This window comes from Candidatus Neomarinimicrobiota bacterium (genome assembly GCA_022560655.1).
In the GTDB taxonomy this organism is placed as follows: Bacteria; Fidelibacterota; Marinisomatia; order SCGC-AAA003-L08; family TS1B11; genus JADFSS01.
Genome location: JADFSS010000002.1, coordinates 1 through 15,390 on the forward strand (window position 1 = coordinate 1; position 15,390 = coordinate 15,390).

Annotated in this window: 16 protein-coding genes; all 16 read left to right on the forward strand. The window is 56.8% G+C overall.

Annotated elements, in window-relative coordinates:
* Positions 1 to 900: 900 nt before the first annotated feature.
* The 16 genes from IH971_00435 to IH971_00510 all read left to right on the forward strand — a co-directional run bounded on the left by IH971_00435 (position 901) and on the right by IH971_00510 (position 15,356).
* Positions 901 to 1,326, forward strand: a complete 426-nt coding sequence (locus tag IH971_00435) for a flagellar hook-length control protein FliK (protein MCH7496305.1) — start codon at positions 901 to 903, stop codon at positions 1,324 to 1,326.
* Between the two features lie 15 nt (positions 1,327 to 1,341).
* Positions 1,342 to 2,028: a hypothetical protein gene (locus IH971_00440; protein ID MCH7496306.1), complete on the forward strand. Its 687-nt coding sequence runs from the start codon at positions 1,342 to 1,344 to the stop codon at positions 2,026 to 2,028.
* Positions 2,029 to 2,030: 2 nt separating this feature from the next.
* Positions 2,031 to 2,462 (forward strand): flagellar protein, encoded by a 432-nt coding sequence (locus IH971_00445; protein ID MCH7496307.1) that lies wholly within the window; start codon positions 2,031 to 2,033, stop codon positions 2,460 to 2,462.
* Between the two features lie 132 nt (positions 2,463 to 2,594).
* Positions 2,595 to 4,313: a flagellar hook-basal body complex protein gene (locus tag IH971_00450; protein MCH7496308.1), complete on the forward strand. Its 1,719-nt coding sequence runs from the start codon at positions 2,595 to 2,597 to the stop codon at positions 4,311 to 4,313.
* A gap of 110 nt (positions 4,314 to 4,423) precedes the next feature.
* Complete coding sequence (locus tag IH971_00455; protein MCH7496309.1) at positions 4,424 to 5,245, forward strand: motility protein A; 822 nt, start codon at positions 4,424 to 4,426, stop codon at positions 5,243 to 5,245.
* Positions 5,246 to 5,261: 16 nt separating this feature from the next.
* Positions 5,262 to 5,945, forward strand: coding sequence for an OmpA family protein (locus tag IH971_00460; protein MCH7496310.1), 684 nt, complete (start codon positions 5,262 to 5,264; stop codon positions 5,943 to 5,945).
* A complete protein-coding gene (locus IH971_00465) occupies positions 5,938 to 6,519 on the forward strand; it encodes a flagellar basal body-associated FliL family protein (GenBank protein ID MCH7496311.1) in 582 nt (193 codons plus the stop codon). Before IH971_00460 ends, IH971_00465 begins: the two co-directional genes overlap by 8 nt.
* 10 nt (positions 6,520 to 6,529) lie before the next feature.
* Complete coding sequence (fliM, locus tag IH971_00470) at positions 6,530 to 7,525, forward strand: flagellar motor switch protein FliM (protein ID MCH7496312.1); 996 nt, start codon at positions 6,530 to 6,532, stop codon at positions 7,523 to 7,525.
* A 793-nt stretch (positions 7,526 to 8,318) separates the two neighbouring features.
* Positions 8,319 to 8,696 (forward strand): flagellar motor switch protein FliN, encoded by a 378-nt coding sequence (fliN, locus tag IH971_00475; protein ID MCH7496313.1) that lies wholly within the window; start codon positions 8,319 to 8,321, stop codon positions 8,694 to 8,696.
* 209 nt (positions 8,697 to 8,905) lie between these two features.
* Positions 8,906 to 9,226, forward strand: a complete 321-nt coding sequence (gene fliO, locus IH971_00480) for a flagellar biosynthetic protein FliO (protein MCH7496314.1) — start codon at positions 8,906 to 8,908, stop codon at positions 9,224 to 9,226.
* 2 nt (positions 9,227 to 9,228) lie between these two features.
* Positions 9,229 to 9,984 carry a flagellar type III secretion system pore protein FliP gene (fliP, locus tag IH971_00485; GenBank protein MCH7496315.1) on the forward strand — a complete coding sequence of 252 codons (756 nt, stop codon included), beginning with the start codon at positions 9,229 to 9,231 and terminating at the stop codon, positions 9,982 to 9,984.
* Between the two features lie 2 nt (positions 9,985 to 9,986).
* Positions 9,987 to 10,256 carry a flagellar type III secretion system protein FliQ gene (fliQ, locus tag IH971_00490; protein MCH7496316.1) on the forward strand — a complete coding sequence of 90 codons (270 nt, stop codon included), beginning with the start codon at positions 9,987 to 9,989 and terminating at the stop codon, positions 10,254 to 10,256.
* Positions 10,253 to 11,041 (forward strand): flagellar biosynthetic protein FliR, encoded by a 789-nt coding sequence (gene fliR, locus IH971_00495; protein ID MCH7496317.1) that lies wholly within the window; start codon positions 10,253 to 10,255, stop codon positions 11,039 to 11,041. Before fliQ ends, fliR begins: the two co-directional genes overlap by 4 nt.
* 1 nt (position 11,042) lies before the next feature.
* Entirely contained in the window at positions 11,043 to 12,140 is a 1,098-nt protein-coding gene (gene flhB, locus IH971_00500) for a flagellar biosynthesis protein FlhB (protein ID MCH7496318.1), read from the forward strand.
* 26 nt (positions 12,141 to 12,166) lie between these two features.
* On the forward strand, positions 12,167 to 14,212 hold the full coding sequence (gene flhA, locus IH971_00505; GenBank protein MCH7496319.1) for a flagellar biosynthesis protein FlhA: 2,046 nt from the start codon (positions 12,167 to 12,169) through the stop codon (positions 14,210 to 14,212).
* Positions 14,202 to 15,356 carry a hypothetical protein gene (locus IH971_00510; GenBank protein MCH7496320.1) on the forward strand — a complete coding sequence of 385 codons (1,155 nt, stop codon included), beginning with the start codon at positions 14,202 to 14,204 and terminating at the stop codon, positions 15,354 to 15,356. Before flhA ends, IH971_00510 begins: the two co-directional genes overlap by 11 nt.
* Positions 15,357 to 15,390: the final 34 nt, after the last annotated feature.

A 15,390-nucleotide genomic window follows, 5' to 3' on the forward strand; every position in this document is an offset into this window, starting at 1 on the left:
GAGCAGCTCGCGCCGCAGCAACGCGCCGTATCAGGCGCTCGATCAGCTTCCGTGAAGGCGACCAAGCCTTTGTCGGCGGCTAAGGCCGAGCAGCTCGCGCCGCAGCAACGCGCCGCATCAAGCGCTCGATCAGCTTCCGTGAAGGCGACCAAGCCTTTGTCGGCGGCTAAGGCCGAGCACCTCGCGCCGCAGCAACGCGCCGCATCAGGCGCTCGATCGGTCTCCGTGAAGGCGACCAAGCCTTCATCGGCGGGCCAGACCGAGCAGCTCGCGCCGCACCATCGTGCAACCGGTAAACCAGAATCTCGCCCACTGCCATCAGCCATTGAACAGGTCCCGGCAAATACTCATCCCTCGAATGGGAACGTAAGCCGGAGTGACCCGAGCAAGGCTGCTCTAGCCAACAATGGTGCCGTGTCCAGTCCGAATGGACGTGGCCCGTCAAGCGCGAAACAGGCCCAACGGGCCGTTAGAGCGCACCGCATTGCTGGCAACGAGGCAGCGAGCACCGAGCGCATACAGATCCAGCTGAGGCTGGACGGAACCCCAAGCCCCTCGAATCGCGTGGAGTCGCAGGCGTCACAGCCGGGCTCGGGACGCATCGATGGCCCACGACCGGCCGCAAAACGGCAGACCCGTTCCCGGGTAAGCTCTGTGCGGACCGCAGGCACAGCTCACGCTGGCGCCTCGAAGGCGATCGATCATGGGGGCAGCGAAATCGGTTCCACGAATAGCCTCACCACGCAAGACGGGTTGCGGCCAATTACCGCCCTTGGGGAGGGAAAGGGTCGCGGCTTCGTCAAACCCGAATCGGTTGGGGTTCTAAGCAGTGATGCGTCCAGGGGAGATGCATCCCCGGCACCACTGCAGCCATCCTTGCCAGCACCTGTTCCGGCTACGGTGTCTGCCGGTCTGGCCTCTCTGGTCCGGCTGACGACACTTCACTACAGCCGCTTTATCGCCGGCGATCAGCGTAGCGACGTATTCGCATTCGATGGCGGCTCGCTGGGCAAGGTGCAACTCACTTTCCAGGAAAATCAAGCCGGAACCACTCTGAGTATCGTGGTCGATTCGTCCGAGGTGCGTCAAATGCTCCAGCGGGCGCTTCTCAACCTCGAGCAGCAGTGGTCCCAGCATGGCTTGAACTTCTCCGATGTGAATGTGACGGTTGGCAATGGCGACCATGGAAAAAGTTACCCCAGTGGGGAGCATTCCACGGAATCCTCGACCGATGCTTCAGAAACGATCGACGAGGTCAGCTCAGATGACCTCGAATCAAACCGCGTCAAAGACTACGGTTACAATACCGTGGAATTTGTCGCCTAACCAAGGAGTGTTTCCATGGTAGAAGCCACACCGCTCACAGGTGGCAACCTGGCCGCACCCGATGGGCAGCAGATCCCCAACAGAGCGACCATCAGCCAAGATGAGTTCCTGACACTGTTGATTGCGGAGCTGACGAACCAGGATCCCCTGGAGCCCATCAAGGGTCAGGAAATGGCCGCCCAGCTGGCTCAGTTCGGCAGCCTGGAACGTCTGTACAGTATCGATCAGCAACTCGGCGAAAACCTCAAACTCGACCTGTTGATGACCCAGGCGGTCAACAACACGATGGCTGCCAGCCTCATAGGTCGCGAGGTGGAAGCTGTCGGCGACAGTATCATGTTGACCGGCGGCGAGGCGAAATTGCGCTTCAGGCTATCAGATTCTGCCGCGGAGGTGACTCTTACCCTCCACGACGAGTCCGGCCAGATTGTACGTTCGATTCAGCGCACCGATCTGGAGGCCGGCGAACATGACGTCGTGTGGAATGGAACTGATGCTGACGGTCAGTTGCTGTCCGACGGAATCTACCGCCTGTCTATCTCCGCAAAAGATGCCGACGGCATTGTGGTGAATACCATCACAACCACTGGCGGCGTCATCACCGGTATCAGCTATGAGACCGGCACCGCGGTTCTGATGGTGGGCGATATTGCGATCCCCATGGGCAGCGTAATCTCAATCCGAATAGCGGAGGGGGGATAGACATGCGACCCGAGGAATTAGCACTTCGCACACGACTACAACCGCTCAAACCGCCGCAGACGGCAGCCGGGCCACCCGCCAAGGGTGCCACAGCGGTGCGGAAGGGGTCCCCTTTCTCCGAGGTACTGGCAGACAAGCTAGCGACCAGGAGCGAGACAACCGGAGCAGCCCAAAGCAGTTCCGGCGTGGCCTTTTCTGCCCATGCCCGTGCGCGGCTGAAGGAGCGAAATGTGGAACTCTCACCTCTCAGTCTCCAGCGCCTCAATAACGGGGTGCGGCTGGCCGAGAGTAAAGGCAGTGAGAATACCTTGGTCCTGATGGACGACACCGCCTTTATCGTGAGTGTGAGGAATAGAAAGGTGATCACGGCGATCACCAAGGACGCTGCTGTCGACAATGTGTTTACCAAAATCGACAGCGCGACCATCGTATGAAATAGATACGGCAAGGCTGGCCCCTCGTCGTCCGCCCCTCATAATCGGGCTGACAGTCAGGGAAGCCTTGGTCCCGCCGAACGACTGACGCGGGACCCTAGCCATAACCTGAGACTAGAAGGGGATTTCACAATGCTGAAATCACTTACATCAGCAGTATCGGGGTTGAAAAACTTCACGACCATGTTGGACGTGCTGGGAAACAACCTCGCTAATGTTAGAACACTTGGCTTCAAGGGAAGCCGGGTGACATTTTCCGAAACCCAGTCACTGTCGCTGGCGGGAGCATCCCGGGGCGTCGGTGGCGGATTTGGCAACCAGAAGCAACTCGGTCTGGGCATGATTGTCAGTTCCACCGACCTTGATTTTACGCAAGGCAGCCTGGAGTTTACTGGCACACCCACGGACCTAGCCATCCAGGGGAACTCGTTTTTCGTTCTGAGTGATGGCCAGTCGAACCGTTATACCCGGGCAGGGAACTTCTTTTTCAACAGCCTGGGAACCCTGGTGAATCCAAATGGATTGGCTGTTATGGGGTGGCGTGCCGACGCCAGCGGAGAGATCAACACATCCGCCCCGTTGACCGAAGTGCTCCTGGACAAGAATCTGCGGTCGCCCGCAGCTGAAACGGCAACCGTTTTCTTGTCCGGTAACTTCGACGCGACCCTGATCCCCAAGGCGAACACCTTGCTTTCGGCAAGTACGCTGACGAAAGATGCCGGGGAGACGCTGGCAGTCGGTGGCGATGATCTGAACGATCTGGATCAAACCGCTGTGGGGCTGGTAAGCGGTGATGTCATCAATATCGTGGCCACGAAACCGAATGGAGACACTGTCTCCGCGACCTTCACCTACACGGGCGCTTCTGGCGGCAAATCGATTGATGATCTGCTTGCAGTCATCAATATCGCCTTTGGCGGAGATGCGGTGGGTGCAGGCGGTGACGCGGTAGCGCGCCTCGTGGACGGCAAGATCGAGTTCGAAGACGTGCTCAATAACGATGGCACGTTGTTCGGCACGTCCCTGGAGGCGTCCGAAACCAGCACAGCGCTGAAGCTCGACCCCGATGATGCCAATACGGGCACCATCAGGGTGCCGGCCTTCGAGGTCAGCCAAGCAGGCTTCACAGGCACAGTCAGCACGTCCACGGTGGTCTTCGATAGTTTGGGCGGCAGCCATAACGTGGTTGTCAGTTTCACCAAGACCGATGAGCCCGGCGAATGGCGCTGGGTGGCTGAGCTCGCCGATGGTGGCGAGGCTAAGATTGCCGACGGCACCGATGCCGGTACCATCCAGTTCAACGAGGCGGGTGAGGTCATCGACTTCGACGTCACGGGCCCAGCGGAAGGGATCACGATCGTCCCCGACCCCGCCGCCGGAGCAGCTCAGTTCACGGTGGAAATCAACGTTGCGGGCGGTAGCGGTTTTGCCGGTGTCACCCAGTTCGCGTCCGATTCCACCTTGATCGTGCGTGATCAGGACGGTCGGCCCTCGGGGACGCTGCTGAGGTTCGATATCGATACTCAGGGCATCATCACGGGCATCTTCTCCAATGAAGAGAATGTTGCTCTGGCCCAAATAGCCCTGGCGGAGTTTCCCAATCCACCTGGATTGTTGAGAGGGGGCAGTGGGCTGTTTGAGGCTGCTGCCGGATCGGGCATCCCGGTGATAGGAGCTGCTGGTGAGCAGTTCTCCTCATCCGTAATATCCGGGTCAGTGGAGCAGTCCAACGTAGATCTCGTCCGGCAGTTTACGGATATGATCACGACCCAGCGTGCCTTCCAGGCCAACGCCAGGGTTGTCACTACTGCCGACCAGATCCTGGAAGAAACCTTAAGGTTGAAGCGATAATAATCGTTCGACCAATCTGGTTTAAGCTTGCCGCTCAGGCCACCTTATCGCGCTAAATTCGGATAGGGTGGCCTTTGGGCGGAAGTGATTTAAGATGCAGGAGGAAATAAGTGGACATCGCCACCATTGCCGGCATTGTGGCAGGCTTTCTATTGCTCATCGGAACGATCTTGCCCGGCGGAAGCGCAGGGTCATTTATCGATGCTCCTTCGTTTATGGTCGTGTTTGGTGGCTCTACGGCTGCAACCTTGGTCAACTTTCCAATGAACCAGATGATTGCAACCATTAAGGTAGCCGCCAAGGCCTTCAAGGCGCAGGATAACCAGGCGATCACGGTGGTTAAGCAGATCTCGGAGTATGCCCGGATTGCCCGGCGGGATGGAATTCTGGCGCTTGATCGAGTGCTCAAGGATGAAGAGGAGCCGTTTATTAGGATTGGACTCGAAATGGCCGTGGATGGCACCGAACCTGACACCATCCTCGATATCATGGAAACTGATGTCGAATCCATGATCGACCGCCACAAGGTCGGGCAGGGGGTCTTTACTGCGCTGGGAGCCTATGCGCCCGCCTTCGGAATGATTGGAACGCTTATCGGTCTGGTGAAAATGCTCGGGAATCTGGATGATCCCGACAATATCGGGCCTTCGATGGCCATCGCCCTGATAACCACGTTCTATGGCGCTGTGCTGGGCAACCTTGTTTATCTGCCCATGGCCGGAAAACTGAAGAACAAGTCGGCCAGTGAAGCAAACTACAAGCGCATGATTATTGAAGGTGTGCTCGCGATTCAGCGCGGGGTACACCCCCAAAATATTGAACGTAAACTTATGAATTATATAGCGCCCAAGGATCGCAAGCTTGATGACGATGAAGGCGCTGCTGACAAAATTACGGAAGGGACCTCAGATGGCACGGAAGCCGCAGCCTGAAACGGATGACAGTGGAATGCCGACAGCACCTTTCTGGATGACCACCTATGGTGACATGGTAACGCTGCTGCTCACCTTTTTTATCCTGATGTTCGCAATGTCATCGATTAACGAGCAGAAGTTCTTGAAGGCTGCCACGTCCCTGTCGAAGGCGCTGGGCATGCTGGACAAGAACATTGGCGTGATCGGGGAGTTGTCTCCGGCCATCGGTACGTCGGGAGTCTCCAGGGAACCGGGGGATGTCTTGGCGAGCTTCGCGCGAATTGAGGAAATCTTCCGGGAGGAGTCGCTGGAGGACATCGCTTCCGTGGAAATGGCCGGGCCCGGGGAGGTCATCATTCGCATGGGCGACAAGCTTCTGTTCGACCCGGGCGAATCGGGTCTCAAGCCCCAGGCCATAAGAGTGCTGTCCGGCATTGCAAGAGCAGTCACTGGCAAAACGGAGACTGTGTACGTTGAGGGGCACACCGACACAATCCCCATTAATACTGCGGTTTTCCCTTCTAACTGGGAGCTCTCGTCTGCCAGGGCAATAAGCGTTGTCCGTCTGCTGGAAGATCAAGGCATACCTCCCGGCCAATTGGCCGCCGTCGGTCACAGCCATTATGTGCCCCTGGAATCCAATAGCACGGTGCAGGGAAGGGCCAAGAACCGCCGTGTGGAGCTCTATATAACCTGGAGTGAGGCTGATAATGAGTGAAATTGATGAGCGGGGAACGCCCGCCGACGAGCCTGAGCCAACTCCAGACGAGGACGAGGAGGAGCAGGAGACCGACGAATCCAAACCACTACCCCCTATCGTCAAGTTGCTCCTACTTGTGGTGGGAGTTGTGGCGCTGGCCGGAGGTGCGTATCTGCTTACGACGCAGGTTATCCTGCCACGTGTTACGCAGACACCCGTAGGTGAAAAGTTAACGGAGGTCAAGCAGAAGCTGCAAAAACCGAAAAAGAAGAAGGAGAAGAAGAAAGGCCCGGTCATCAAGCATCCCATTCTGGGGATCACTGCGAATACCGCCGGTTCAATGGGTCGCAGGTACGTAGCGTTTGACTTGATGGTGGAAACAACCTCAGAGGAGGCCCGGGAGGAGATGATAGCTAAGGACTATCAAATACGAGATGCCCTGATTTTTTATTTTGGGGGCCGGACGGTACGGGAGATCGCCACCAGGGATTTTCAGTATATCGCCCGGGACACCGTACGCAGCCTAATTAACGCGGTGATCGATGAGGGAGAAGTGGATACAGTGTTTTTTACGAGCTTTCTGATTCAATAGGGAGGTTGTTTTGGCCAAAATACTCAGTCAGGCTGAAATCGATGCGCTCCTGTCGACTGTAGCCGATGATACCGCTGAAGAGGCCGGCACGTCCGGTCCAGCGCGACGGGTCGTGCTCTACGATTTCAAGCACCCCAATCTCATATCCAAGGAGCAGATGCGCTTGCTGGAGAACATCCACGAGAATTTCTCCCGGTCTTTCGGCGTTTTTCTCTCAGCACAGTTGCGCATGATCGTCGAGATCGAATTGCTGGCCATCGATCAGCTGCTCTATTCAGAGTTTGTCATGTCCATCGCACCTCCCGGCTGCCTTTACGTCATGAAAATGGACAAGCCAGAGGGTGAGGCTATTGTGGAAGTCAGTCCCAGCCTCGTTCTGTTTATCGTGGAAAAACTGTTTGGAGGTCACGGCTCGTTTTCGGGCACGATCTCGCGACCGATTTCGGCCATTGAAGAAAAAATTATGCGCCATATCATCAATCGGAGCATGCAGGAACTGGGCAACGTGTGGGACCCGATTATGAAGCTGGATTTTGCGCTTGGCAGATACGAGAGCAATCCGGAATTCATCCAGATTGTAGCAGGGTCAGAGCCGGTCGTGGTGGTCTCACTCCAGATCAAGATTCACGACCACAAGACGTTGATGAACTTCTGTTACCCCTATCGCTGGCTGGCGGAAATAATTGGGAGTCAGGAAGTCCAGGACAAGCTCCATTTCGGCAGCGGAGAAATCAACATTGAAGAGCGCGATTTGATTGAATCACACTTGCGAAAGGCCAGCTGTCCTGTCAAGGCGAATCTGGGCAACACGACCATCACGATCAATGATTTTATCAATTTGCAGGTAGGCGATTTGCTGGTTCTGAATGAGAAGCCGAATCAAACTAACACCATTTATGTGAAGGAAAAACCGGTGTTCAAAGGCATCATCGGGCGGCGCGATAAAAACCGCGCTGTGCTCCTGACAAGCATACTTGAAGAGGACCTTAACAATGCAATACGATGAACTTAGCCAAAAATACCAGGCAGCGACCAAGGAGCTTCTGGATACACTGGGCGAGGCCGTTGGCCAAGTGCTCCAGGACAAGATCAACATCAAAGCCGATGATCCAACGGAGCTGTCTGCATCCGTAGAAATCAAGCACGAGTTTCCCATCCTGAAGTTGACCACGGGCAGCAAGACCGATGCTTCCTACGAGCACATTTTTCTGATGGACAAATCCCTGGCGGGGCTCATCTTCAGTTGGATGGCGGGCGGTGACCCGCCCGAAGAAGTTGGCTCCGAGGAACTGAATGCGGTCAAAGAGGTCGTCGCCCAAGTGTTGGGCCAACTCCAGGCCGCACTGGAAGGGGAGGAGTTTAGCTTCACCGCTGGCGAAGTCGAGCTGGAGGAGGTGGCTTCGCAGGATGATCTCAGTCTACCTGAGGCAGGCCTTTTGGCCACCTACAAGTTTACCCGTGGGAAAAAGAAAACGGGTTATACCGTGACCCACGGTTTGACAGGCGATTTGCCTGCCCAGGACGACGGCGAAGCCACATCTGAGGTGGTGGCTGACGAGGAGCCCTCCGAAGTCGCTGAGGATGCCCCCGCAGACTCCGTGGCGGCTGACGAGGAGACGTCGGAAGGCACAGAGGATGCCCCCGCAGACCCCGTGGTGGCTGACGAGGAGCCGTCGGAAGGCACAGAGGATGTCTCTAAAGACCTGGCGGCGGATGATGACGCCAGCGACGCTATTGCCGATGATAAGACTGCTGACCTGGCCCTCGAGACAGATGATCTTCCGGGCGGCGCAACGGACATGGATGCCCTGTTCGGGGATTCAGGTGCTGACACCGCAGGAGGCGGAATCGTGGAGATCAGCCAGGCCGATTTCGGTGACCTGGGTGAGTCCGCGGCTCCGGCTAATGGCCGTGGTCGCAAGATTGACATGTTGCTGGACGTCAAACTCGAAGTGACGGTGGAGCTGGGACGCAAGGATATGCTAGTGGAGGAGATTCTGCGGCTGGGGAAAGGTTCGGTTATCGAACTCGACAAACTGGCCGGTGAGCCCGTCGATGTGCTGGTGAATGGCAAGAAGCTGGCCGAGGGGGAAGTGGTCGTGGTGGAGGACCACTTTGGCGTGCGCTTGACCCACCTGCTGGAAACAAGGGAGCGCATCAAAAGCTTGGGCACTTAATGGCGCGATTCAAAGCCCGGCGAACTTCGAATCTGTATCTGATTGCCGCCTTGGTCCTGGTGGCCATTGTCGGGCTCCTATTACGGAATAGGTCCATTGGGGACAGTCTGACCCCCTCCCAGGGGGCTGCTACGGCACCTGCGCCCGAAGCGGAGGCAGTCGCCCCGCGTGTACCGCCCGCGGGCGGTGGCAGAATAGCTCAGCCGAGCATGACCGATCAGCAAGATTTGGCTGGCAGAGCCTGGAAGGTCGTGATCTACCTCGGCGTGATTCTGGCAACCATTCTGCTCGTTGCAAGGGGGATCAAGCGCTATGGAGGAGGACGATTTGCCGGCGCCACATCGTCAGAGATAAGCGTTCTGGGACGACACTATATCAGTCCCAAGCAGTCCCTCGCCATGGTTAAGGTACGGCAGAAGGAGCTCCTGCTGGGCATTACCGACCAGTCCATACATCTAATTTATGACTTCACACCCGAAGAGGAGGACAGGAATGGCACGGAGTTTGCCGAATCTTCAGCGGAAGTCTAAATATGACTCGACGTTGGTTACCGCTATCCATCCTGACCCTGATTATTCTGGGCGCCCCGCTGGTCGCTTACGGCCAATCCTCCGGCTTCCCGGCCATTAAACTATCGCTCGATTCCGCCGAAACTCCCGAACAGCTCAGCACCACCATTCAGATCGTGATTCTCATCACGATCCTCTCCCTCGCACCATCCATTCTGATCATGACCACGTCCTTCACACGGATCGTGGTGATTTTCCACTTCCTGCGCCAGGCCATCGGCACGCAGAACACACCCTCTAATCAGATTCTCATCAGCTTGGCGCTGTTTCTGACCTACTTTGTCATGACCCCCGTCATTAACGAGGTGAATACCACCGCGCTGCGTCCCTATCTGGACGATGAGATCGAACAGCAGGAAGCCCTCGCTCTGGCTACCGTACCGATAAAGCATTTCATGATCTACCATACCCGCGAGAAGGACTTAGCGCTTTTTGCCGGTTATTTTCAGGCACAGGATGCAAAATCACCTGAAGAACTCTCACTGTTCGTCGTTATACCTGCATTCATGATTAATGAATTGCGCATCGCTTTCCAGATAGGGTTCATGCTGTATCTGCCCATGCTGCTCATTGACATGGTGGTCTCGGCGGTGCTCATGTCCATGGGTATGATGATGTTGCCACCGGTCATGATTTCCATGCCATTTAAGGTGCTTCTGTTCGTTTTGGTTGATGGTTGGTATCTGGTGGTGGAATCCATTATACGCGGACTGCAATAATCATGAATACCGATTTTGTCGTTTTCATCAGCAACCGGACCTTGATCACCGCCCTACTGCTCTTGCTGCCGATTCTGGGCAGCGCCCTGCTGGTGGGTGTTATCGTGGGCCTGTTTCAGGCGGTGACTTCCATCCAGGAAATAACGCTTACTTTTATCCCCAAAATCGCGGTGGTGGGGCTTGTGATTCTGATGACCATACCATGGATGCTGGACTTGGTCATCGAGTTTAACCTGCTCATATTCGATCAGATTACCCAGCTGGGCCGATGAGCCTGTCCATCCTCGACCTTCTATCGGGATGGGGCGTCTCATTCATGCTGGTGCTCACCAGGGTCTCGGCCATGCTGTTTGCCTTTCCGTTATTTGGCTCGCCGGCCATCGCCCGGCGGGTAAAAGTCGTGATAACCCTGGTGCTCAGTTTTATGCTGTTGCCAGTAGTAGGCGTGGACGGGCTGGGTCTCGATTGGGGCCTCGGCAAGCTCAGCCTCGCCGTGGGTCGGGAGTTGGCGGTTGGGCTGGTTATCGGATTCGGAACCAAATTCATGTTTGAAGCATTTTCGCTGGCGGGCACCTTTGCCGGTCGACAGATGGGCTTTGCCATGGCCGATCTCATTGATCCGATCACCAGCGCCCCCCAGTCCATGGTGGGACAGTTCTGGTCATTGGTGGCGATACTCTTTTTTCTGGCGGTGGACGGCCATCACTTTCTAATCAGGCTCCTGGTGCAAAATTTTTATCTCGTGCCGTTGAACACCGGCGTGCTGACCCCGGCAACGGGGCGCATGCTCATCGATGGCTCAAACGAAATGTTCCGCCTGGCCATTAAATTGGCTGCACCGGCCGTCATCCTCATGCTTATGCTTGATGTGGGGATTGGGGTTCTATCCCGAGCACTGCCGCGGCTGCAGGTATTTTTCGTCGCGTTGCCGCTGAAGCTCTTCGTCGGGGTGCTGGCCCTGGCGGTTTCACTGCAGCTGTTCCAGGCACTGTTCTCATCAATGTATGATGAGTTTCGGGAATACGTCGCCACGTTGATGACGACGCTGGGCAGCTGAAATGGCGGAAAAAGCGGCCCAGGACCGAACAGAAGAAGCGACTCCGAAACGGATTCAGGAAGCGCGGGAGAAGGGCGATGTTGCCAAGAGCGTTGAGCTCAGCTCCGCCGTACTCATGCTGTCGGTGGTGCTGCTATTCTACTTTACGGGACACGATTTCCTGATGGGTCTGTCAGGCGTGATTCAGGAGGTCTACAGCTCCCTTTCGACGACGACGCTGACAACCGATAGCCTGCCTATGTTGGGCTCCTGGATGACTGACAGGGTCATTACGATCATGGGTCCCATTCTGGTGTTGGTTTTGGTCATGGGGCTCCTGGTGAATTATTTACAGGTAGGGGTAATTTTTGCCCCCAAGGCCCTTGGTCCCAATTGGGAACGCATCAATCCTCTCACTGGACTGAAGCGGATTTTTTCGACGAGGGGCTTGGTCGAGCTCATCAAAGGCATCCTCAAAATGATCATCGTTGGCACGATTATTTACATCTACCTGTCCGAGCGCATCAAGGATTATCCGTTTTTGACATACATGACGACCTTTCAAATCATCGGCTCACTGGCCAGCGACCTCTTCAGGATCGGGCTGTACGTGGGTCTGGCCTACTTGGTGATGGGTGCTGCGGATTACTTCTACCAGCGGTGGGAGTACAAGCGCAAGCTGCGAATGACCCAGCAGGAGGTGAAGGATGAACACCGTCAGACCGAAGGTAGTCCCGAAGTTCGATCGCGCTTGAGGGTCTTGCAGCGAGAACTGAGCCGCAACCGGATGATGACCGAGGTAGCCCGGGCGTCGGTGGTGATCACCAACCCGACGCACGTGGCCGTGGCGCTGTCCTATCAGGAAGCCGGCGATGCCAGCGCTCCAAAGTTGGTGGCCAAGGGCCAACGCAAAGTTGCGGAGCGCATCAAGGAGGTTGCCAGGGCTCATGACGTGCCCATTAAGGAGAACCCCGTGCTGGCGCGGGCGCTGTTTGATAACTGTGAAATTGGAGCCGAAATACCCTACACTTACTATCAGGCAGTTGCAGAACTGCTGGCCGAGATTTTCTGGGACCGCTACGGCACCGGAAAAGCCCCGGCGGTTGCTGTCCCGGTATGATGAAAACCCGTGGTGAATAAGAGCTCATGCGCCCCCTGAAATTTACCGACATAGGTTTGGGCACCGCTATCATCTTGATTCTGGCGGTGATGCTGGTCCCTATGCCCACCTTCCTCATGGATGTCTTTTTGGCCATGAATATCCTTGGGGCTTTGGTTATTCTGTTTGTGGCCCTATTCACGCTCCGGCCGCTGGAGTTTGACGTCTTTCCCAGCCTGCTGCTCATCGTGACACTGTTCCGCCTGGCGTTGAATGTTGCCACGACCCGGCTGATTCTGGGCCGGGGTTATGCGGGCGAAGTCATTCAGGGATTCGGCACCTTTGTTGTCTCCGGCAACTTCGTGGTAGGCTTTATCATTTTCCTGATCCTGGTGATCATCAACTTCATGGTCATCACCCGTGGCGCCACCCGGATTGCCGAAGTGGCCGCCCGCTTTACCCTTGATGCCATGCCGGGCAAGCAGATGGCCATCGACGCCGATCTGAACTCCGGCCTGGTGGACGAGGACGAGGCCCGCGAGCGCCGCCGGCAGATCGCCGCGGAAGCCGACTTTTACGGGGCCATGGACGGCGCAGCCAAGTTCGTGCGCGGCGATGCCATCGCGTCCCTGCTGATCACCGGAATCAACATTATAGGTGGCCTGGCCATCGGCAGTCTGCAGCTGGGCATGGACCTGGGGGACGCTGCCCGCAAGTACACCTTGCTTACCGTCGGCGATGGTCTTGTGGCACAGATTCCTGCGCTGATCATCTCCACGGCCGCCGGCATTATTGTCACCAGATCTGCCACTGAACACGACCTGGCCGCCGATATAGTGGAGCAGATCACGGCCCAACCGCGCGCCATGTATGTGGCGGCCGGTTCGCTGGCGCTGGTGGGGTTCATTCCGGGCCTGCCCTTTCTGCCGTTTTTCCTGCTGTCTGTGGGCCTCGCCGGCGCTGCGGTGATGAGCACGCGGGCCAAAGTGACCCAGGCGCGGAAAATTGCCGAAGCTGAAGAGGCCAGGATCGAGGTGCCCGAGGAACGGATTGAAGCCTTTTTGCATCCGGACCCGTTTGAGATCGAGATCGGTTACGGCCTGATTAGCCTGGTGGACACCAATCAGGGAGGCGACTTGCTGGGCCGAATCTCCTCTATCCGCAAAACCATTGCTCTGGAACTGGGCGTCATGATCCCACCCATTCGACTGCGGGACAATATCAATCTCGGTGCCAATGAGTACCATTTCAAGGTGCACGGCATCGCGGAAGCCAGTGGTGAGGTCATGGTAGGCTATTACCTGGTTCTGAATCCTGACCCGGAGGCGGGCCTGGTCGGTATTGCGACGGTGGAGCCGACGTTTAATTTGCCGGCCCTGTGGATCACGGAGGATCAGAAAGGCAAGGCCGAGGGGGCGGGCTATACGGTGGTCGAGCCCCAGGTGGTGATTGCCACCCACCTGATGGAAGTGCTCAAGAGTAATGCGCACAAGCTTCTGGACCGTCAGGAGGTGCAGAAGATGCTCGATGACCTGAAGGAGGACAAGGCTGCAGTGGTAGAGGGCCTGGTACCCGATATCCTGCCGTTGGGGGTCATTCAACAGGTGCTCCGTAACCTGCTCAGTGAAGGCATACCGATCCGCAATCTGGTCACCATTTTGGAGACCATGGCGGACCACGCCCACGTAACCAAGGACGCGGTTGCACTCACCGAGCACGTCCGTTCAGCCCTGTCCGATACCATTACCAACATGTTTAAACGCGATGACCAGGCCATTCCAGTGGCCACGCTGGAGCCGCGGTTGGAGGACCACATTTTGCAGACAACCAAAAAGGGTGACGTCTATCAGGGCAATTTGGGGTTGACTCCGGACCAGGTGAAAGACGTCTTGACCGGCATCAGCGAGCAGGTCGAGCAGATTATCCGTGATGGAGGCAAGCCGGCCCTGCTGGTCTCGCCACCCATCCGGCGAAGCGTGCGCCAGTTTACCGAACCGGTCCTGCCCAACGTGGCGGTCCTCTCATTCGCGGAATTGGCGCCCACCGTACAGATCAGATCAGTAGGCATGGTGAAATATCCCGATGCTGTTTAAGACTTTCACAGGCACCAGCGAACGGGAAGTCCTCGACCTGGCCAAGTCGGAGTTGGGCGAGAAACTCATGATATTGGGCCTGCGCCGGGACAGAGAGTCAGCCGTTGGTCCCGATGGCCGCCATGCGGTTATTCTGCGCGTCGGTGCTAGTCCTCGCAAGGGGCAGGCAGCCGGCGGGACCAGGGCTTGGCGGAGTCCGTCAACGGGTGTTGCCGCCAAGCGTATGAATGGGGGCAATTCATGGGCGAATCGTGACCAGGCACAGGCCGCAGAACTCTTTCAGCTGCGCAGGCAGATGCGGAGCCTGAAAGCCCAGCTTCGGGTTCTCCGGAGCAGCCCATTCATGGAGCCATTCGACTCCCTTTTCGACCTGCTGACGGAAGCTGGAGCGCCGGACAATGTGGCAGAGCAACTTATTCAACGCACCGAGGAACGTGTTGTGGGCATGAACGGCGAGGGGGCTGTGGATCCCGTTGAGGCGTTAAGAGTATTGAAAAAGCAGATTGGCACGCTGTTTCTTCCCGCAACGAAGAAGACTCGCCGCCGGAAGCAGGAAATGATAGCCGTGGTGGGACCATCCGGCGCTGGCAAAACGTCACTTATCGTGAAGCTCGCCTCCCATCGCGCTGTTTACGGCCGCCGCCGGGTAGGCATCATCTCAACAGACATCTTTCGAGCCGGCGCCAATGCCGGACTTCGGTCCATCGGCAAAATCTTATCCGTGCCTATCATCGAGGCGCGGCAGGTAGACGATCTTCCCCGGGCTGTAAAAAATTTACGTTCTCGAGACGTGATATTGGTGGATACCCCTGGTCGCAGTCCCCTATCGCAAGGTAGCCTGCCAGATCTCCAAACTCAGCTGGCGGTGCTGCGGCCTGACCAAACCCTCCTTGTGCTCAGCGCCAATATGGCGTTAGAGGAGTTATGGCTTTTTGCGGGGCTGTACCAGGGGCTCCATCCAACAGGCATGGTCATCACCAAGTTGGATGAGACCAGCAAGCCGGGCAAGGTATTGGGGCTTATGGATGAGACCTATCCGGCGGTAAATTATGTCACCACTGGACAGTCGGTGCCCGATAGCCTGGCTCTGGATGTAGGGCAAGCCATCATCGAGCGTTTACCACTACTGTTCGGGGGGGCCTGAGCCAAATGATGAGCTCCGCAGAGAAAATGACAGC

Excerpts from the sequence above, each read along its gene's own strand:
- IH971_00440 (MCH7496306.1), top strand. The coding sequence starts at position 1,342 with ATGGTAGAAGCCACACCGCTCACAGGTGGCAACCTGGCCGCACCCGAT.
- IH971_00445 (MCH7496307.1), top strand. The coding sequence starts at position 2,031 with ATGCGACCCGAGGAATTAGCACTTCGCACACGACTACAACCGCTCAAA.
- IH971_00450 (MCH7496308.1), top strand. The coding sequence starts at position 2,595 with ATGCTGAAATCACTTACATCAGCAGTATCGGGGTTGAAAAACTTCACG.
- IH971_00460 (MCH7496310.1), top strand. The coding sequence starts at position 5,262 with ATGCCGACAGCACCTTTCTGGATGACCACCTATGGTGACATGGTAACG.
- IH971_00465 (MCH7496311.1), top strand. The coding sequence starts at position 5,938 with ATGAGTGAAATTGATGAGCGGGGAACGCCCGCCGACGAGCCTGAGCCA.
- fliN (MCH7496313.1), top strand. The coding sequence starts at position 8,319 with ATGGATGCCCTGTTCGGGGATTCAGGTGCTGACACCGCAGGAGGCGGA.
- fliO (MCH7496314.1), top strand. The coding sequence starts at position 8,906 with ATGACCGATCAGCAAGATTTGGCTGGCAGAGCCTGGAAGGTCGTGATC.
- fliP (MCH7496315.1), top strand. The coding sequence starts at position 9,229 with ATGACTCGACGTTGGTTACCGCTATCCATCCTGACCCTGATTATTCTG.
- fliQ (MCH7496316.1), top strand. The coding sequence starts at position 9,987 with ATGAATACCGATTTTGTCGTTTTCATCAGCAACCGGACCTTGATCACC.
- fliR (MCH7496317.1), top strand. The coding sequence starts at position 10,253 with ATGAGCCTGTCCATCCTCGACCTTCTATCGGGATGGGGCGTCTCATTC.
- flhB (MCH7496318.1), top strand. The coding sequence starts at position 11,043 with ATGGCGGAAAAAGCGGCCCAGGACCGAACAGAAGAAGCGACTCCGAAA.
- flhA (MCH7496319.1), top strand. The coding sequence starts at position 12,167 with ATGCGCCCCCTGAAATTTACCGACATAGGTTTGGGCACCGCTATCATC.
- IH971_00510 (MCH7496320.1), top strand. The coding sequence starts at position 14,202 with ATGCTGTTTAAGACTTTCACAGGCACCAGCGAACGGGAAGTCCTCGAC.